The 19,199-nt window shown below is 57.1% G+C and carries 16 protein-coding genes and 1 tRNA gene; 8 read left to right on the top strand and 9 right to left on the bottom strand.

Going from position 1 to position 19,199, the window contains the following annotated elements; all coding sequences use genetic code 11:
• Position 1 precedes the first annotated feature (1 nt).
• Complete coding sequence (cimA, locus tag ACR0ID_RS02375) at positions 2-1,636, bottom strand: citramalate synthase (RefSeq protein WP_480603536.1); 1,635 nt, start codon at positions 1,634-1,636, stop codon at positions 2-4.
• The gene (gene cysS, locus ACR0ID_RS02370) at positions 1,636-3,033 is read right to left on the bottom strand and encodes a cysteine--tRNA ligase (protein ID WP_480603534.1); all 1,398 of its coding nucleotides are present in this window, start codon (positions 3,031-3,033) and stop codon (positions 1,636-1,638) included. Before cysS ends, cimA begins: the two co-directional genes overlap by 1 nt.
• A 219-nt stretch (positions 3,034-3,252) precedes the next feature.
• On the opposite strand from cysS, the gene ACR0ID_RS02365 reads away from it, so the two are divergent.
• On the top strand, positions 3,253-3,597 hold the full coding sequence (locus ACR0ID_RS02365; protein ID WP_209596389.1) for an MmcQ/YjbR family DNA-binding protein: 345 nt from the start codon (positions 3,253-3,255) through the stop codon (positions 3,595-3,597).
• Between the two features lie 56 nt (positions 3,598-3,653).
• Positions 3,654-4,838 carry a pyridoxal phosphate-dependent aminotransferase gene (locus ACR0ID_RS02360; RefSeq protein WP_480603532.1) on the top strand — a complete coding sequence of 395 codons (1,185 nt, stop codon included), beginning with the start codon at positions 3,654-3,656 and terminating at the stop codon, positions 4,836-4,838.
• 6 nt (positions 4,839-4,844) lie between these two features.
• Here the strand turns inward: ACR0ID_RS02360 and ACR0ID_RS02355 are convergent, their stop codons facing one another.
• Positions 4,845-5,363, bottom strand: coding sequence for an outer membrane protein (locus ACR0ID_RS02355; protein ID WP_480517136.1), 519 nt, complete (start codon positions 5,361-5,363; stop codon positions 4,845-4,847).
• A gap of 414 nt (positions 5,364-5,777) precedes the next feature.
• Here ACR0ID_RS02355 and ACR0ID_RS02350 point away from each other — a divergent pair, with 414 nt between their 5' ends.
• Positions 5,778-7,322, top strand: coding sequence for a trimethylamine methyltransferase family protein (locus ACR0ID_RS02350; RefSeq protein ID WP_480472943.1), 1,545 nt, complete (start codon positions 5,778-5,780; stop codon positions 7,320-7,322).
• A gap of 52 nt (positions 7,323-7,374) precedes the next feature.
• Here the strand turns inward: ACR0ID_RS02350 and ACR0ID_RS02345 are convergent, their stop codons facing one another.
• Both ACR0ID_RS02345 and ACR0ID_RS02340 read right to left on the bottom strand, forming a co-directional pair.
• Positions 7,375-7,620 (bottom strand): EF-hand domain-containing protein, encoded by a 246-nt coding sequence (locus tag ACR0ID_RS02345; protein ID WP_480472945.1) that lies wholly within the window; start codon positions 7,618-7,620, stop codon positions 7,375-7,377.
• Between the two features lie 537 nt (positions 7,621-8,157).
• The gene (locus ACR0ID_RS02340; protein ID WP_480603530.1) at positions 8,158-11,778 is read right to left on the bottom strand and encodes a vitamin B12-dependent ribonucleotide reductase; all 3,621 of its coding nucleotides are present in this window, start codon (positions 11,776-11,778) and stop codon (positions 8,158-8,160) included.
• Positions 11,779-12,319: 541 nt separating this feature from the next.
• On the opposite strand from ACR0ID_RS02340, the gene ACR0ID_RS02335 reads away from it, so the two are divergent.
• On the top strand, positions 12,320-12,754 hold the full coding sequence (locus ACR0ID_RS02335; protein ID WP_480517142.1) for a hypothetical protein: 435 nt from the start codon (positions 12,320-12,322) through the stop codon (positions 12,752-12,754).
• A gap of 14 nt (positions 12,755-12,768) precedes the next feature.
• On the opposite strand, the gene ACR0ID_RS02330 is transcribed toward ACR0ID_RS02335, so the two are convergent.
• The 4 genes from ACR0ID_RS02330 to pdxH all read right to left on the bottom strand — a co-directional run bounded on the left by ACR0ID_RS02330 (position 12,769) and on the right by pdxH (position 14,618).
• Positions 12,769-12,845 (bottom strand) — tRNA-Pro (locus ACR0ID_RS02330).
• A 43-nt stretch (positions 12,846-12,888) separates the two neighbouring features.
• A complete protein-coding gene (locus ACR0ID_RS02325; protein ID WP_480517144.1) occupies positions 12,889-13,356 on the bottom strand; it encodes a DUF192 domain-containing protein in 468 nt (155 codons plus the stop codon).
• A 7-nt stretch (positions 13,357-13,363) separates the two neighbouring features.
• A complete protein-coding gene (locus tag ACR0ID_RS02320) occupies positions 13,364-13,870 on the bottom strand; it encodes a cold-shock protein (protein WP_480517748.1) in 507 nt (168 codons plus the stop codon).
• Between the two features lie 142 nt (positions 13,871-14,012).
• Positions 14,013-14,618, bottom strand: coding sequence for a pyridoxamine 5'-phosphate oxidase (gene pdxH, locus ACR0ID_RS02315; protein ID WP_480517750.1), 606 nt, complete (start codon positions 14,616-14,618; stop codon positions 14,013-14,015).
• Positions 14,619-14,753: 135 nt separating this feature from the next.
• On the opposite strand from pdxH, the gene fabI reads away from it, so the two are divergent.
• From fabI to ACR0ID_RS02295, 4 genes are all read left to right on the top strand, one after another.
• Positions 14,754-15,560: an enoyl-ACP reductase FabI gene (gene fabI, locus ACR0ID_RS02310; protein WP_480603528.1), complete on the top strand. Its 807-nt coding sequence runs from the start codon at positions 14,754-14,756 to the stop codon at positions 15,558-15,560.
• A 4-nt stretch (positions 15,561-15,564) separates the two neighbouring features.
• Positions 15,565-16,074: a xanthine phosphoribosyltransferase gene (gene gpt / locus ACR0ID_RS02305; protein ID WP_209503823.1), complete on the top strand. Its 510-nt coding sequence runs from the start codon at positions 15,565-15,567 to the stop codon at positions 16,072-16,074.
• 21 nt (positions 16,075-16,095) lie between these two features.
• On the top strand, positions 16,096-17,271 hold the full coding sequence (locus ACR0ID_RS02300) for an aminotransferase (protein ID WP_480603526.1): 1,176 nt from the start codon (positions 16,096-16,098) through the stop codon (positions 17,269-17,271).
• 80 nt (positions 17,272-17,351) lie between these two features.
• On the top strand, positions 17,352-19,193 hold the full coding sequence (locus tag ACR0ID_RS02295) for a SurA N-terminal domain-containing protein (RefSeq protein WP_480603524.1): 1,842 nt from the start codon (positions 17,352-17,354) through the stop codon (positions 19,191-19,193).
• Positions 19,194-19,199 lie beyond the last annotated feature (6 nt).

Raw genomic sequence — 19,199 nt, 5'->3', positions numbered from 1 at the left:
CTCACTCGGCAGCTGCCTTTTTCGGATCACAATCGCGCACCAATTTCCACTGAATCGCATCCAGAAGCGCCTCAAAAGACGCATCGACTATGTTCGCGCTGACGCCCACGGTAGACCAGCGCCGCCCCTGCCCGTCTTCGCTGTCAATGATGACACGCGTGACCGCTTCGGTGCCGCCTTGCGTAATCCGCACCTTGAAGTCGACCAGACGCATATCTGACAGTACCTGCGAATACTGGCCCAGATCCTTGGCCAAGGCTTTGGCCAGCGCGTTCACCGGCCCCCTGTCGCTGCCTGACTCGTCCATGGATTCGCTGACAGACAGCTTCTTTTCGCCATCCACTCTTACGACAACAACGGCCTCGGACAGGCTGACCATCTTGTTGTATTTGTTCTTACGCCGTTCAACGGTGACTTTGTAACGCTTAACCTCGAAGAACTCGGGCAATTGACCCAGCTCTTCCCGCGCCAGCAGTTCAAAACTGGCCTGAGCGGTGTCATAGGAATATCCGTCAGCCTCGCGGGCTTTTATCTGGTCAAGGATGCGGCCAAGTGCCGGGTCACCTGCCTCAACACGCAAACCGGCCTCGGTCAAACGCTTACGCAGGTTTGACTGGCCAGCTTGGTTCGACATCGGAATGATACGCGAGTTCCCGACGCTTGCGGGTTCCACATGCTCATATGTCGATGGATCCTTGAGGATCGCGCTGGCGTGCAGCCCGGCCTTATGCGCAAAAGCCGACGCCCCGACATAAGCCGCCTGCTTGCTGGGCACCCGATTCAGAACATCATCCAGCATCCGGCTGATCCGGGTCAAACCAGCCAAAGCCTCACGGCTGACACCAATATCAAACTGCGACGCATAGGGTTCCTTCAGCAACAGCGTCGGGATCAAAGCGGTCAGATTTGCATTGCCGCAACGCTCGCCCAAACCATTCAATGTGCCCTGAATTTGCCGTGCACCTACCTCAACAGCAGCCAGAGAACAGGCAACGGCATTTTCGGTATCGTTATGGGTGTGAATGCCCAACCGATCACCGGGCAGCCCGGCTGCGATAACCTCGGATACAATCCGCCCAACCTCGGACGGCAAAGCGCCACCATTGGTGTCACACAGAACAACCCACCGCGCGCCAGCCTCTAGCGCTGCGCGACAAACATCCACGGCATATTCCGGATTGTCTTTGTAGCCATCAAAGAAATGTTCCGCATCAAACAGCGCTTCACGCCCCTGCGCGACGATATGCGCGACCGAGGCGCGCACGTTTTCCGTGTTCTCTTCCAGTGAAATGCCAAGCGCGTGGGTGACGTGATAATCATGCGACTTGCCGACCAGACAAACAGCCTGCGTTCCCGCATTCATCACGGCTGCCAGCACATCGTCATTTTCGGCTGAGCGCCCTGCACGTTTGGTCATTCCAAAGGCCGTCAACCGGGCCGCGGTTTTCGGAGCCACCTCGAAAAACGCGCTATCGGTCGGGTTGGCGCCGGGCCAACCGCCTTCGATGTAATCCACGCCCAATGCGTCCAGCGCCTGCGCGATCTGCGCTTTTTCTGCGGTCGAGAACTGCACGCCCTGCGTTTGCTGCCCATCACGCAGGGTTGTGTCATAAAGGTAGAGGCGTTCCTTGGTCATCAGACCTCCTCCAGCTTAGCGGCATCAAAACCGGCGCCCGGCACCAGTTCAACACCTTCCTTGCTCATTCGAACCTCAAGCCCTGCCGCAACATAAGCTGCCTTCAAGCGATCAACTTCCGAGAAGTCCTTGCTTTGCATCGCGGTGGCTCGTGCTTTCGCCAAACGGTCCGCATGGGCGGTCAGGTCGACAGATGCGGTATCGGCCCAGTCGCCCATCTCAGGCAAAAGCAAACCCAGCTGTTGCGCACTTGCCAACAGGCCTGCGGCGTCACCATCTGAAGCCAGACGGTAAAGCTCGCTCATGGCACCTGCCGTATTCAGATCGTCACTTAGTGCTGCGATGACTTCAGGTGCCGCGCTGGCGGCAGGCTTGATGCCCGCTGTCAGCGCCCGCCATTTGCGCAGCGTCGCCTCGGCCTCATGGGCCTTTTTCTCGGTCCAGTCCATCGGCTTGCGATAGTGCGTTTGCAGAAAGACAAACCGGATCACCTCACCCGGCACGCCCTGTTCCAACAGATCATGCACGGTAAAGAAATTGCCCAGCGATTTGGACATCTTCTTGCCCTCAACCTGCAACATCTCATTGTGCAGCCAGACCCGCGCGAACTCCCCATGCGGGTGCGCGCATTTACTTTGCGCGATCTCGTTTTCATGATGCGGGAACATCAGGTCATTGCCACCACCATGGATATCAAAGCTCTCGCCCAGCAGTTCATAGCTCATGGCTGAGCATTCGATGTGCCAGCCCGGACGTCCCCTGCCCCATGGGCTGTCCCAGCCCGGCAGGTCGTCGGTCGAAGGCTTCCACAACACGAAATCCATGGGGTTCTTCTTGTATGGCGCGACCTCAACCCGCGCACCCGCGATCATGTCATCGACCGACCGGCCAGACAGCTTGCCATAGCTTTTCTTCCAGCTGTCGACCGCGAACAGAACATGACCTTCGGCGGCATAGGCATGGCCCTTGGCAATCAGATCTTCGATCATCGCGATCATCTGGGTGATATACTGGGTCGCGCGCGGCATCTGGTTGGGTTCCAACGCTCCCAACGCCCCCATGTCGTGCAAGTACCAGTCGATGGTCTCGTCCGACCGCTCCTGCACCAATTGTTCCAGCGTGCCTTCTGCACCAGCCTGCTTGCGCGCCAGCGCCGTCGCATTGATCTTGTCGTCCACATCGGTGAAGTTGCGCACATAGGTCACATGCTTTGCGCCATAGACGTAGCGCAAAAGGCGATAGAGCACATCGAACACAACCACCGGACGGGCATTACCCAAATGGGCACGATCATAGACCGTTGGGCCACAGACATACATCCGCACGTTTTCAGGATCGATCGGTACGAAGTCTTCCTTCGTCCGCGTCCGTGTGTTGTGCAGCTTGATCGTCGTCATCGGTCGGGCTCCTAAGAAACAGCAAAGGCTTGCGCGTTGGCGCGGGCTTAGCAACTTGTCTCAGGGATGAAAACGAAAGAAACCGGCCCGCTTGATAAATCAGCAGGTAATGCAGCAGATAATGATGCAGGTCACCGGGTTCATGAGCCATCGGTTAGCATGGGATCATTCGCAAGCCAAGTGTTGAGTTTGCCGCCGCCGTTCGGCACAGTGCCGAACATGGACCGAGATTTCGTCAATTCCATCTGCAAAACGCTACCCGGCGCTGAACTGTCCGATCCCTGGGGCGGTGGCCATGACGCCTGGAAAATTGGTGGCAAAATGTTCGCCTGTATCGGGATCGCAAATGATGGTGTTTCCGTCAAAACGCCTGATATCGAGACGGCGCAGATGCTGATAGACGCCGGGATCGGAGTAAAAGCCCCCTATTTCCACCGCAGCTGGGTGCGTCTTCCGTTTGACACCGGCGCAGACGAAATGCGCCACCGTTTGACTGTGTCCTATGACCTTGTCCGCGCATCATTGACCAAAAAACTTCAGGCCTCGATAGCGCCGCGAAGCTGATTGACAAACGCCTGCCGCTCTGTCCCATTCAGCGCAGAGTAACCGGGGCCCTTGTCATGGAATTGTCCAAGCGCATCACGCAGATCACCGGCGGCAGCGACGGGTGGGAGGTGTTCAATCGGGCCCGACGGATGCTGAATGAAGGGCATGCCGTGACAGAATTGACAATCGGCGAGCATGACGTTCGTACCGACCCGTCGATCCTGCACGCTATGGGCCTGTCGGCCCGCAACGGTCACACCGGTTATGCCACTGTGCCCGGAACAGATTTGCTGCGTGATACGGTTGCTGCCCGGGTTCAGTCCCGCACAGGTATTCCAACGACGCGCAACAATGTACTGGTCACGCCCGGTGGGCAGTCCGCCCTGTTCGCGGCGCATATGGCTGTGTGCGATCCCGGCGACACCGGGCTGTTTCTGGACCCGTATTATGCCACCTATCCCGGGACGATTCGCGGTGCCGGGGCCATTGCCCGCGCTGTTCGGACCGCTGCAGAGGATGCATTTCAACCGCGCGCCGAATTGATTGATGCTGCCGCGGAAGGCGCGGTTTCGCTGTTGATCAACACACCGAACAACCCGACCGGAGTGGTGTATTCCCGTCAGTCACTTGAAGCCATTGCCGATGTTTGCCAACGCCGTGACCTGTGGCTGATATCAGACGAAGTCTATGACACCCAGATCTGGGAGGGCGAGTACCTGTCCGCCCGCGTGCTGCCCGGAATGGCCGACCGTACCTTGGTGGTTGGATCAATGTCCAAATCTCATGCCATGACCGGGTCCCGATGCGGGTGGATCGTTGGTCCGGAATACATGATCCGTCACCTGATAGATCTGGCTACTCATACAACCTATGGCGTACCGGGGTTCATTCAGGATGCGGCCAGCTTTGCACTGACCGCAGGACACGAACTTGAAAACAAGATCGCCGCGCCGTTCCGTCGCCGCCGTTCATTGGCGATGGACGTATTAGCGGCACAGAACACAGTGGGGCTCGTCCCGGCGCAGGGTTCTATGTATCTGATGCTGGATGTACGGGCGACCGGGCTGACGGGTGAAGGGTTTGCGAACGCCCTTTTGGACACTCATGCGATTGCGGTCATGCCGGGCGAAAGCTTTGGCAAGGCCGCAGCGGGGCACATTCGGGTTGCCATGACCGTGGATGATGAGAAATTTGTCAGTGCCTTGAGAACCCTGTGCATGTTTTCAGCGCAGCTCGCCAAGCGACACGCGGCTGAATAGCCGCATTCAAAACCGAAACGTCGTACGCAGGTTGAAAACATTGGTGTCCAGACTGCCGCTGGACCGGGTGACATCGTCGAAATTCTGCCGCAGTGCTTCACCGCTGATGACGAAATTCTCGCCAATCGGATAGGCCAATCCGATTCCGTAAACCGCGGCTGTGTCACTGTCGACCGATGTATCAGCCCGCGCTGCGCCTACGACCACGTACCCCAGAGCGTTACCGAAATCATATCCACCACGCAATTTCAAGCTGGTCATGCTGTCGAGACTGCCCTGAGACTGTCCGAGGTTCAGGGACAGCCGATTATACTCCAACTCACCGCCCAGAACGAAATTCCCAAAGTCCCGGTCATAGCCCAGATGCGCACCAAAGGCCGTATCATCGCCATTCGCACCACCCGGACCATCGGCATCTGCAAATCCAAAACTGAAACCGGCATACCCGCCAGTCCAATCCTCCGCCGCAACAGGGTTAGCGCCGGCGATAAATATCGCAACAACAAGGACGGAAATAGGGTTCATAGTCGGGTTCAATGCGACACCGCTCTGGTTTCGATCAGAGGCAAGACTTCAATTCAATCTGTGACCTGCTGCTCACAATTCAACTCCGCGCAGCAGACCTTGGAAGTAAGTGAATGCAGTATAACAGATTTCTTCCAAAACGGGCGAAAATCTCGGCGTTTGGTTCTCTGACCCCATAAGCCGTGAGAATTGTCCATATGAATAATCATCAAAGGTCGCAAATAGAACAGATTGTGTCGCCGCGTTTTGGAATTGTCGCGCAAGATGTTGAGGGGCAAAATGGCAGACGATGACTGGAAAATCAGCCTGATCAGCCGCACTATTGGGGCGGATCGCGGGCGTGCCGCACGAGGACGGCCGTAAAGGTGTGCTTGCAGACACCTTAAGACATCACTCAACGACCGGATTCTTGAAATGAACGACCAACCCCGCAATTCTTCGCGCAGTGGCGGCCGCGCCGCGCGCCGTGCTGCCCGTGCAACCGCACTGCCTGAGCACCTGCGACCTGTCCGCCCCGGAATGGAAGGCGGCGTCCTGAATGTACTGACACAGGCGCAGATCGAACGCATCCACGAAGCAGCACTTACCGCGCTTGAAACCATTGGCTTGGCGGATGCCCCGCAAAGTGGCATTGACTATCTGGTCGGTGCGGGCTGCACCTTGGGTGACGATGGCCGTATCCGTTTCCCTCGTGCCCTTGTCGAGGACACGATTGCTAAGGCGAACCGCTCAGTCACTTTGTACAGCCGGGATGGAAACACCGATCTGGAATTGTCGGGCACCAAAGTGCACTACGGTACGGCCGGGGCCGCCGTGTCCATGGTCGACGTCCACGGTCGGGAATATCGCCATTCCACCGTGCAAGATCTGCACGATGCCGCGCGAATCTGCCAACAGCTTGATAACATTCACTTTGTGCAGCGGCCAATGGTCTGTCGTGACATCGCGGACAACCTCGAAATGGACCTCAACACAATTTACGCCTGTTGTTCTGGGTCCTTCAAACATGTCGGGACATCCTTCACCGAACCAAGCCACGTCGCACCGGCGATGGAGATGATCTATATGATTGCGGGCGGTGAAAACAAATTTCGCGAGCGCCCCTTCGTTTCGAACTCGAACTGCTTTGTTGTTCCTCCAATGAAATTCGCAACCGAAAGCTGCGAAGTGATGGAAGCATGCATCAAGGCCGGTATGCCTGTCTTGTTGCTATCTGCCGGTATGGCCGGTGCCACAGCGCCGTCGACCATCGCCGGTGCGATCACGCAAGCAACTGCGGAATGCCTGGCGGGATTGGTTTATGTTAATGCCGTAAGTCCCGGTGCCCCGGCGATTTTCGGCACCTGGCCCTTTGGTCTGGACCTGCGGACCGGTGCCATGTCGATTGGTTCAGGGGAACAGGCCCTTCTGACTGCCGGATGCGCCCAGATGCACCGGTTCTATGACTTGCCGGGCGGAGCTGCGGCTGGCGCATCGGATTCGAAACTGCCCGATATGCAGGCCGGCTGGGAACAGATGTGTTCGAACGTCATGGCAGGTCTGTCCGGTCTGAACATGGTGTATGAGGCGGCCGGGATGCATGCCTCGTTGCTGGGGTTCTGCCTGGAAAGCCTTATCCTCAGCGATGATCTGATCGGACAGGCGCAACGCTGTGTACGCGGGATCGAGGTGACGGATGACACGCTGGCACTGGATCAAATGGCGGCGGTATGCATGGGCGGCCCAGGCCACTATCTGGGAACTGACGCAACGCTGAGCCGGATGCAGTCAGATTACGTCTATCCAACATTCGGAGATCGCTCCTCGCCGAAAGAGTGGGTGGAGCTTGGCAAGCCCGATCTGGTGGAAAAAGCCGTAGCCCGGAAAGAGGAAATCCTTTCCACCCCTTCCCCTGCAAGGTTCGACCCGGTTCTGGACGCCGAGATTCGGAAAAAATTCAAAATCCATCTTCCCGCCTAAGGTGATGGAAAAGGCGGCCCGAAATGGATCGGGCCGCCTGTTCATTCGATGCCTACCCGTCGCTGGGCGGCAGCAATCCTGCCTCCTGCGCGATCGCGACCTCGTCTGCATCCAACGCTCCGTCACCATTGGCATCCATGGCCGAGAAAGTGTCAGCGTTGATTTCCGGTACGACTGCCTGAATTTCCTCGATGGTCAAAAGACCATCACCGTTGGTATCGGCTGAGGATTGGGCCGAAGCAACGCCGGGCAAGCCCAGAACGGCCACGGAAAGCCCGATCAAATAATGCGATTTCATTTCAGTGCCTCCTGAAAGGTGTGTTTGTGTTTACGTCCGGACAGCGCCCAGAAGCACATGGACACCCCGGCGCGTCACGCGCTTTGGTAGAACTTCGTGATTTCACGCCAATCTTCGCGTGTTTGCCCGAGTCGGGTTTGCGGCCCTCCGCCTGAAGAAGGCGGCAAAACCTGTATCGGCGGCTCTTGCCCGACAGGACCACCTCAATCCGGCAATGTGGCGCTTATCCGGGACGACTCGGCGGGTAAAAAGAAAGGGGGCCGAAGCCCCCTGTCAGTTTCGCCTTCCAGGCTCATTTCGTTGACCGCCCGGTGTTTTTTTGCCTGCGGCCTGGACTGCGCATGGGGCGAGCGCACCCGCCCCGTGAAAGAGTGGGAAGGAGCAAATATTCCGCCCCACCCTGTTCCCGGCCAACACGGGCATGTCGGCCGAGTGGAGAATGGTCAGTCGGTAACAGACCTGTTCTCCGTATTCGTCGGGGTCGGTTACTTAGGGCAGCGTCCGACCCCTACGCCCCGGGGTGCCAGGGCGTTAAATTCAGCTACACCCGCTTGTCGCGCCGCAGGTGTTGCACTTCATGCAAGTTCCGTTTCGTACCAGCGTGTAGTTTCCGCACTCGCCGCAGGGGTCGCCCTCATAGCCCTGCATCTTGGCTTTGGTGCGGGCGTCCATCCCTGTTGCCACTGCCGTTTCGGTGGCAGGCGCTTCAAAGACAGTTGCTGTTTCTGCCAAACCGGCCACGTCACCATAACTGCCGTTGAACACCATCAGATCCTGCGGCAGACGCTTGCGCAGATACCCGGTTGAACTGATTTGTTTTAACACTTCCAACGACTTGGACGCCGCAGTTTCACTGATTTCCGAGACGTTGGAAACGCCTTCCTCTTCACCGCGTCCCAGATCATCAAAGGTAGCACCCTCGGGTTTCACATGGGCCAGATCGGTACGGTCCAGATAAGACACGGCCAGTTCGCGGAAGATGTAATCCAGGATCGACGTCGCGTTCTTGATCGAGTCGTTGCCCTGCACCATCCCTGCCGGTTCGAACTTGGTAAAGGTGAAGGCGTCGACAAATTCCTCCAGCGGCACGCCATATTGCAGACCGACCGACACGGCGATGGCAAAGTTGTTCATCATCGCCCGGAAGCCAGCACCTTCCTTGTGCATGTCGATGAAAATCTCGCCCAGTTGACCGTCTTCGAACTCACCCGTGCGCAGATAAACCTTGTGGCCGCCAACGATGGCCTTCTGTGTATACCCCTTTCGGCGATGCGGCAGTTTCTCGCGATGACTGCGGATAATTTCCTTGACCACAACCTTCTCGATCACCTTTTCGGCCAGAACGACGGCTTTTTCCTGAGCAGAGCCGCTTTCCAGCACCTCGGCCGCCTCGTCATCATCCTCGACCAGCGCAGCCGCAAGGGGCTGAGACAGTTTCGAGCCGTCACGGTACAGAGCGTTGGCTTTCACACCCAGCGACCAGCTAAGCTCATAGGCCTTCTGGCAGTCTTCGATTGTTGCATCATTCGGCATGTTGATCGTTTTGCTGATCGCACCCGAGATAAAGCTTTGTGCCGCTGCCATCATGGTGATGTGGCTGCCAACCCCAAGGAAACGCTTGCCTTTCTTGCCGCACGGGTTGGCGCAGTCGAAGATCGCGTAGTGTTCTTCCTTCAGATGCGGTGCACCTTCCAGAGTCATGGTTCCGCAGACGTGGTCGTTGGCCGCGTCGATATCCGCGCGGGTGAAACCCAGATGGCGCAACAAATCAAAGGTCGGGTCATTCAGCTTGGTCGCCGGAATGCCCAGAACACCGGTGCAGAAATCTTCGCCCAATGTCCATTGGTTGAAGACGAACCGGATGTCAAAGGCGCTTTCCAGCGCGGCGTCCACCTTGGCCAGTTCATTGGCACCAAAGCCGTGGCCAGTCAGTGAGGTGTGGTTGATCCCCGGCGCATTGCCGATTGTGCCGTGACCGACCGCGTAGGATACGATCTCTTCGATCTGCGACGAGGAATAGCCCAGCTTTTCCAGCGCAGATGGTACCGAGCGGTTGATGATCTTGAAGTAACCGCCGCCTGCCAGTTTCTTGAACTTGACCAGCGCAAAATCGGGCTCGATCCCCGTTGTATCGCAATCCATTACCAGACCGATGGTGCCTGTGGGGGCAATCACCGTGGCCTGTGCATTGCGGTAACCGTTCTGCTCGCCAAGGCTCAGCGCCTCATCCCAAGCGGACATGGCCAGATCGACCAAACGCTTGTCGGGGCAGTTGCCATGGTCCAGAGGCACCGGCTTGACGGCCAGTTTCTCGTACCCCTCAGTCACACCCTGCGCCGCGCGGCGGTGGTTGCGGATGACGCGCAGCATATGCTCGGCATTGCGCTTGTAGCCCTTGAACGGGCCAAGCTCACCGGCAATTTCAGCTGAAGTGGCATATGCCACACCGGTCATGATCGCGGTCAGCGCACCGCAGATCGCCCGCCCCTCGTCCGAGTCATAGCTGTAGCCCATGTTCATCAACAGGCCGCCAATGTTGGCATAACCAAGGCCCAGCGTGCGGAAGTCGTACGACAGCTGCGCGATTTCCTTTGACGGGAATTGCGCCATGGTCACCGAGATTTCCAGCGTCAGCGTCCATAGGCGCGAGGCGTGCATGTAATCGGCGGCCTGGAACTCACCGTCCTTGAGGAAGGTCAGCAGGTTCATCGAGGCCAGGTTACAGGCCGTGTCATCCAGGAACATGTATTCCGAACACGGATTCGATCCGCGAATTTCACCATCTTCAGGGCACGTGTGCCATTCGTTGACCGTGTCGTGGAACTGGATACCCGGATCCGCACAGGCCCAGGCGGCGTGGCCAACCTTTTCCCACAGATCCCGTGCCTTGACGGTCTTGGCGACCTTCCCGTCAGTGCGGTTGATCAGTTCCCAATCCGCGTCTTTTTCCACCGCGGTCAGAAACCCGTTGGTCACGCGGATCGAGTTATTCGAATTCTGCCCCGAGACCGAGCTATAGGCTTCCGAATCCCAGTCTGTATCATAGGTCGGGAACTCGATGCTGTCGTGGCCCTGCTTGGCGTAATCCAGAACGCGTTTGATATAAGTTTCCGGGATCGCGACCTTTTTTGCCTCTCGAACCGCCGTTTTCAACGCGTCGTTCTTTTTCGGATCGTAGGCATCTTCCTGCGCGCCGTCCCACGTGCGGATAGCCTCGAAAAGGCCGTTCAGCATCTTCTCGTGCATCTTCGATCCGGCAACGATCGAGGCTACCTTCTGCTCTTCAATCACCTTCCATTCGATGAATTTCTCGATGTCAGGGTGATCTGCATCGACGATCACCATCTTTGCTGCCCGACGGGTTGTCCCGCCTGATTTGATCGCGCCAGCGGCGCGGTCGCCGATCTTGAGAAAGCCCATCAGCCCCGAAGACTTACCGCCACCTGACAGCGCCTCGCCTTCTGCACGCAGATGGCTGAAGTTGGTCCCGGTGCCCGAGCCGTATTTGAACAACCGTGCCTCGCGCACCCATAGATCCATGATGCCGCCTTCGTTCACCAGATCATCTTCAACGGACTGGATGAAGCAGGCATGTGGCTGCGGATGTTCGTAGGCGGATTTGGATTTGGTCAGCTTGCCGGTCTTATAGTCGACGTAGTGGTGCCCTTGCGCCGGACCGTCGATTCCATAGGCCCAGTGCAGGCCAGTATTGAACCATTGCGGGCTGTTTGGCGCGGCGCGCTGAGTCGCCAGCATGTACCGCATCTCGTCGAAATAGGCGCGCGCATCCTCCTCGGTCGAAAAGTAGCCACCTTTCCACCCCCAGTATGCCCACGCACCGGCCAGCCGATCAAAGACCTGCTTTGAGGAAATTTCGCCCTCGAACTCAGCATCTTCAGCGGGAACCGACCGCCAGAGGAACTCGGGAACGTCTTTTTCCTTAACTTTGATCAATTTGGACGGGACGCCAGCCTTGCGAAAGTACTTCTGGGCAATCACGTCGCTTGCCACCTGCGACCAGGTTGACGGAACTTCGATCCCTTCCAGGCGGAACACAATGGTTCCATCGGGATTTCGGATTTCAGATGTCGCGGACACAAAATCCAGTTCCGAATAGGCGTCCTGATCTGGTTTGGTGAATTTTCTTTCAATCTTCATGTCCGCAGCCCTAGTTAAATTCCGCCTAATTTTCGGTTCACGGCACTACATTTTGAGTTGCGGAGCACCACCCGCAACGCCGACAGAAGCGCGCAAAGGAACTGGACGCTGCTTTGGACAGCGAAAAAGCCGTTACAACGGCTGCACGTTAATAGACTGTGCTTATCCGACCCTCGCCTGTTGCCGTCCCGGCTTGAACACCAGATATTGTGGCAATCTCTTCGGCTCATACAATTTGACGTATATTGCCATAGAAGGTCAACGCCCTTTTTCAGCCAAATTTGAAATCTTTTTTGTTGACCAGACCCAGACATGAGAGGAGTCAAACTCTGGGTACGATTCCTCCACAGGCTCGCCTGCGGTAAATTTTCGGTCACGACTCGAAGTCTCAATTCGAATTACCGTTTTTGCCAGCATAGTTATCTGTATTTGATCAACCAACACCTCGCTGGTTAGGCTGCAAAGGAATCAGCTTCGCCGGGTCTGTCGAACCCACACTGAACGACCAAAGGTTCACTTCGAAATGAGAAAGGCCAAACGAATGAAGTTGCTTCGCTTTATCCCCGCGTTGGCCTGTATCGTGGCCTGCACGCCACAAGAAACGCCCACCCCGTCTCGTAGCGCGCTGTTCGAAACCCATCCCAAAAGGTTATTTGAGGTATTCGAAACCAGTTGTTCTGGTCCCGGCAAGGTCTTTGAGAAAATCGGCGAACAGGCTTTTGAATGCAGCGAGTATCTGCCCCCAAAAGCGGCTGCCTATTTGATTCTGAACTATGACGGATTTCCGCAGGACCTGCCCCAGAGTGTCATGCGCCTGACATCGTCTAAAACAGGGTCCGGCTATCGCGTCGACGCACGATCGTACTTTAAAGTGCCGCAGAAAACCGGCGCAATCGTTGAGGTTCCACTGGAAAGTGACGTGCTGGATCAGGCGATCAGCTCGTTGTATCTCGCGATGGGCGGCACGCCCACATGAGAATATGAAGGAAGTGGTCGGGGCGGCAGGATTCGAACCTACGACCCCCTGTACCCAAAACAGGTGCGCTACCAGACTGCGCCACGCCCCGGACCGTGCGCCTTCCTAACGATGACAATCTGATTTGAAAAGCCCTAACAGGGCCAAATCGCAGGACCTTGCGAAAAAATTTCGTGCTGCATCTGAGTGCCGACGCCGATAGAGTAGCGCGCGGACAATCCGGCATTGATTTCCAGCACCGCAAAAACGGCATCCCCACCTTCAATCGGTGTCAGATCGCCGGGAATCGCACTCTCATGCACATGTGTCACTGTGCCCGTACGGTCCAGAAATATCATGTCGAGCGGAATCAGCGTGTTCTTCATCCAAAACGCGACAGGTTGCGGTGGATCGAACACGAACAGCATACCGGATCGATTCGGCAACGACTCGCGAAACATCAACCCCTTTGACCGTTCTTGAGGCGTAACCGCCATTTCCACGTCAAATCGGATTGTCGCGCTGTCGTTTCGGAGTGTGACACGGCCGGCGCTGCACGCAGCAAACGCCCCCCCCGTCCACAGCGTGATCAGAAGCGTCCAGAATACCAGAAAACGGGTCATGGAACGGTCAGCCGTCCAGCGCGGCTTCCCAGGCGAGAACCTGCGCCGCCATTCGGCCACGTTTGCCGTCAATTACGCGCATCGCAAGCGCCTCTCCGGGCTGAAGGTCAGCAAGCCCCGAGCGCCGCAACACTTCGATATGCAAGAACACGTCTTCGCCGCGCCCGAAAACATTTGCGAACCCGAAGCCCTTGCCTTTGTCGAACCACTTCACCCGCGCGGCCTCCAGAGGGGCTTCTGTGATAGCGTCCGGATCCAACTCGGCGAAATCGGCCAACATCATCGACTCGGCGCGCGCCGGCGGGTCGATTGCAACAACCTCAACCGCCTGAACACCTCTGTCCGTGCGGTGTGTCATGATCTCGATACCTGCTCCGTCCGCGACGGAACTTTGGCCGAAATTGCGCAATACGTTCACATGCAACAGAATATCCGGGCCGCCTTCGTCAGAAACAACAAAGCCGTATCCCTTGGCGGGATCGAACCATTTTACGTGTCCACGGACGCGATACATGTTGTTCAGGTCTTCAGGCACGGTTTTCCCATCGCGAATTTTAGCAGTTCGTTAAGGGTCTGTTGTTTATGGGATTGGTAGACAATTTCAAGCCGAAAAAGTTGTTTACTTTCTGCTTGTTGCATTTCACGACACGTGAACGTCATGGATTCAACCTTTCAACATGCCATGCCGATCCCGGCTCAATTCGTTGCCATCTGAACCGATCATGCAAGCGGAACGCTCCATCGGCCCAGAATTCTATCTCTGTCGGCGTCAATCGGTACCCGCCCCAGAATGGAGGACGAGGTGGATTCGGCCCAAGTTTAGCAGTCACTTTCGCGACCTCTGCCATCAAAGCTGTCCGACTTGAAAGCGGTTGTGACTGCTTTGAAGCCCAGGCACCCAGTCGGCTTTTCAGTGACCTCGATGCATAATACGCATCAGCCTGGGGCCCGTTTTCACGACATACTGTACCACGAACACGAAGTTGACGCCGCAAAGATTTCCAATGCATTACAAATGCGGCTTTTTCGGACGTATCCAGCTCGTTCGCTTTGGCGCTTTCGTAGTTTGTATAGAAAACAAATGAATCCGCTTCGATTTCCTTCAGCAGAACCATGCGTGCATTTGGCAAACCGTCCGGGTCAACGGTTGCAAGCGCAATCGCATTCGGATCGTTCAATTCGGTTTCCTGGGCCTCAGCCAGCCACCGGGCCGCTATTGCAAACGGATCGGAGCCAGCAAAGATGCCATCACGCTCGGTCATTTCCATCCCCTGGAAAGTATTAATGACGAGCCTAAGGCGAGAACCCGCTGCGAGCAAGAGCGCACGGCCTTGATGCAGCGCTACCAATGGCATAAACCATGCCAATCTAACGCGAAGACAGGCGGAGAACCAAACATGTCAAATCAGTTGATGGCCGGCAAACGTGGCCTCATCATGGGACTGGCCAATGACAAATCTATCGCATGGGGAATCGCCCGCGCCTTGTCCGAAGCCGGAGCTGAACTTGCCTTTTCCTATCAGGGTGACGCCCTAAAGAAACGTGTGGACCCACTGGCTGCGCAACTGGGTAGCAAAATCGTTCTGCCCTGCGACGTGAGCGATGAGGCTTCAATTGATGGGCTTTTCTCGGCACTGGAAGAGAAATGGGGCAAGCTGGACTTTGTCGTCCACGCCATCGGTTTTTCTGACAAGAACGAACTGCGTGGGCGCTACGTGGATACCAGCCGGGCCAATTTTACGCTGACGATGGATGTATCCGTCTATTCGTTCACCGCAGTTATGCAGCGCGCGGAAAAGATGATGTCTGAAGGCGGCAGCGCCATAACGCTGACCTATTACGGAGCTGAGCAGGTGATGCCCCACTATAACGTGATGGGTGTTGCCAAGGCCGCTTTGGAAGCGTCGGTCAAGTATTTGGCGGAGGACCTGGGCAAGGACGGCATTCGCGTGAACGCGATTTCGGCCGGTCCGATCAAAACGCTGGCCGCCAGCGGTATTGGCGATTTCCGCTACATCATGAAATGGAACGAATACAACTCTCCGCTGCGCCGCAACGTGACCATCGACGATGTCGGCAAGTCGGCCCTGTACCTGTTGTCAGACCTCAGCAGCGGCGTCACCGGTGAGAATCTGCACGTGGATTCGGGCTACCATATTGTCGGAATGAAGGCCGTTGACGCCCCAGACGTGGAAAAAGGTTGAGAACATGAGCGCTAAGGACCGCCTGCCGCACGAAAAAGGATTTCACATCAGCTGGGACCAGATCCACCGCGACTCGCGCGCATTGGCGTGGCGTCTGGATGGGCAAGGCCCCGATGACGGCAGCTGGCGTGCTGTCGTGGCGATCACCCGTGGCGGCATGGCCCCTGCGATGATCGTAAGCCGGGAACTGGATATTCGTACCGTCGATACGGTCAGCGTGAAATCCTACCACCATCAAGCCCAGGGAGAGGCGGAAGTTCTGAAAGCACCCGATGCCAAGCTAATGGGTGACGGAACCGGAATTCTGATCATCGACGATCTGGTAGACAGCGGAAAAACCCTGGAGCTGGTTCGGGAGATGTATCCGAAAGCGCATTTTGCGACGGTTTATGCCAAACCCAAGGGACGCCCAATGGTGGATACGTTCATCACCGAAGTCAGTCAGGACACGTGGATCTTTTTCCCGTGGGATATGGCCCTTCAATATGTCGAGCCCTATCGGGGCACCGATTGAAATCAGATCAGTAGGCAGCACATGACGCTCAGCCGTACCGCCGCAACATTCGCGCCGCCAGTAATGGAAGCGCGCCGATGGGTCGAGGGCGTTTCGTTCCCACCCGAACGTCCGTTGATCAACGTAAGCCAGGCGGCGCCGGTTGACCCGCCGCCACTCGCCTTGCGCGAGGCTATGGCCGAATTTACCGTGCGCGAAGACCATGCGCATCTATACGGCCCTGTGCTGGGAAATGACGATCTTCGCACGGAACTGGCTGCGCAGATCAGCGCGCATTATGGGGCAAAGGTCGAGGCACCTCAGGTTGCTATCACCTCAGGCTGCAATCAGGCGTTTTCAGCAGTGATATCGGCCATCACCGGTGAAAGGGATGAGGTTATTCTTCCAACTCCATGGTATTTCAATCATAAAATGTGGCTGGATATGTCGGGTGTCCACGCTTTGGACCTGAAGTCCGGCGACGATTTGCTGCCCGACCCTGAGAGCGCACGCGCGCTGATCACGGACAAAACACGTGCCATCGCTCTGGTCACGCCCAACAATCCCGGCGGCGTTGAATACCCGGCAGACCTTGTCCGCGCCTTCTTTGAGCTTGCGCGCGAAACCGGGATTTACCTAATCGTCGACGAAACCTACCGTGACTTCGACAGTCGCAGCGGGCCGCCACATGATTTGTTCCAGCAACCAGACTGGGAACAGACGCTGATCCACCTGTATTCCTTCTCCAAGGCATACAGGCTGACGGGTCATAGGGTCGGTGCCATTGCAACGGGCCCTGCACTTCTGGCTGAGGTCGAGAAGTTTCTCGACACCGTTGCCATTTGCCCCGGTCAGATCGGACAGTTCGCCGCGCTTTGGGGTATGCATAACTTGTCGCAATGGCTGGCAGGCGAACGCGACGAAATACTCGACCGTCGCGCTGCCATCCTTGAGGGTATGCCCGCACTGGAAGCCAATGGCTGGCGTCTTTTGGGACTTGGGGCGTATTTCGCCTATCTGGAGCACCCGTTTGACATTCCGTCCGACGAACTTGCCAGGCGTTTGGTGCGTGAAGCCGGTGTTCTGTTATTGCCCGGTACCATGTTTATGCCCGATCACCACCCGGACGGGAAACGGCAAGTGCGCATTGCCTTCGCCAACCTCGACCGCACAGGTTTGGGCCAATTGTTCGAACGGTTGCAGGGCCTGTCCTTCTAAGCTTGCCCCCCGGCGGTGTGCGTCGTATTCAAGGCGGCAACCGACAGGGCAGAACGCTGCCGTAATAACAAGAGGGCACCATGGCCGCAGGCGCTAAAAGTCTTTCGAAAACCTTTGTCTGGATTCTGATGGGCATGCTGATGCTGGGGCTCGCGGGGTTCGGCGCGGTCAACCTGAGCGGCACAGTCCGTACTGTGGCGCAAGTTGGTGATGAAAGCATCTCGATCGATGATTTTGTCCGCGAGTTGCAGCGCGAGATCCGCGCGGTTGAGGCGCAATCGGGTCAGCCCCTGCAAATGTCGCAGGCGCGCGATCTGGGGCTGGATCGAAACGCGCTTGCCCGCCTGACAGCCTTGGCGGCACTGGACAATGAGGTGAGCCAGCTCGGGATCTCCATTGGGGATGAGAACCTGCAAAAAGAGATCGTGTCTGTCCCGGCCTTTCAGGGCGTAGACGGCAATTTCGACCGCGAGGCATACCGCTTTCAGCTTGAACAGGTCGGCATGACGGATTCCGAGTTCGAGTCGGACCTGCGCAAAGAATCCGCCCGTACGATCGTTCAAGGTGCGATCATGGGGGGTGTGGAAATGCCTGCCACCGTGACAGACACAATGGCCAACTATATTGGTGCCCGTCGCAGCTTTACCGTTGCGACGGCAGGGGCCGAGGCTTTGGAAACCCCCGTGGCCGAACCGACTGACGCGCAGATTCAGACCTACTATGACGAAAACGCTGAACAGTTCACCCTGCCCCGCACGAAACAGCTGACGTATGCGATTCTGTCTCCGGCCATGTTGGTGGACACGGTTGAGGTTGACGAAGAGGCTCTGCGAAAACTTTTTGAAGAGCGGTCGGCAGAGTATAATCAGCCAGAACGCCGTCTGGTCGAGCGCCTGAATTTCCCGGATGAACAAGCGGCCAACGACGCCAAGGCGCAGCTTGAGGTCGGGGGCACGACTTTTGAACAACTGGTTCGGGACCGTGATCTGGAGCTTTCGGATATCGACCTGGGCGACCTCACGCGTGAGGATCTGGGCGAAGCCGCCGACGCCGTGTTCGCGGCAGAACTTGACGCCGTTGTCGGCCCTCTGCCATCGGTATTTGGCCCCGCCCTGTTCCGTATCAACGGATCCCTGGCTGCAAACAGCGTTCCCTTTGAGGAGGCCGAACCGGCCCTGCGCGAAGAACTGGCGACAGAACGCGCCCGCCGCCTGATCGAGGCGCAGTCCGAAGATGTCAACGACATGCTGGCTGGTGGAGCGACTCTGGAAGAATTGGCAAATGAAACTGAAATGGAGCTGGGTCAGATTGACTGGACCCGCGACAGCGCCGAGGACATAGCGGCCTATGACGGGTTCCGCGCGGCCGCCGAAGCCGTGCAAGAGGGAGATTTCCCTGAAATCGCATTTCTCGAAGACGGATCGATCTTTGCCTTGCGCCTGAACGACGTTCTGCCACGCCGCCCTGAACCGCTGGAAAGCGCACGCGACCGTGTCGCCGCTGCCTGGGTACAGGCAGAGACCAATAAAGCCCTTTTGGACAAAGCAAACGCCGCACTGAGCCAACTGGCCACTGATGGTGACTTCGCTGCGACTGGCCTGCCCTTCCGCGTTGAAAACGCGCTGACGCGTACCGCGTTTCTTGATGACGTCCCCGCCAGTTTCATGAACGAAGTGTTCCAGATGGAACTCGGTGAGTTACGCGTCATTGGTGGAAATGGTGCAGCCTTGCTTGTTCGTCTGGACGAGATTCTGCCCCCCGAGGATTCCGACGAACTGCGCCGGTTGCGCGACGCACTGGCTACGCAGATGGATCAGGCGCTGTCGCAGAATATTTTTGACGCATACGTACGGGACGCTCAGACCCGCGCCCGCCCGGTCGTGGATCAGCAGGCGCTGAACGCCGTGCAGGCGAGCTTTTAAGCGAGA

The organism is Ruegeria sp. AL2, from assembly GCF_056540845.1.
This window is presented reverse-complemented; position numbering and strand designations above follow the sequence as displayed.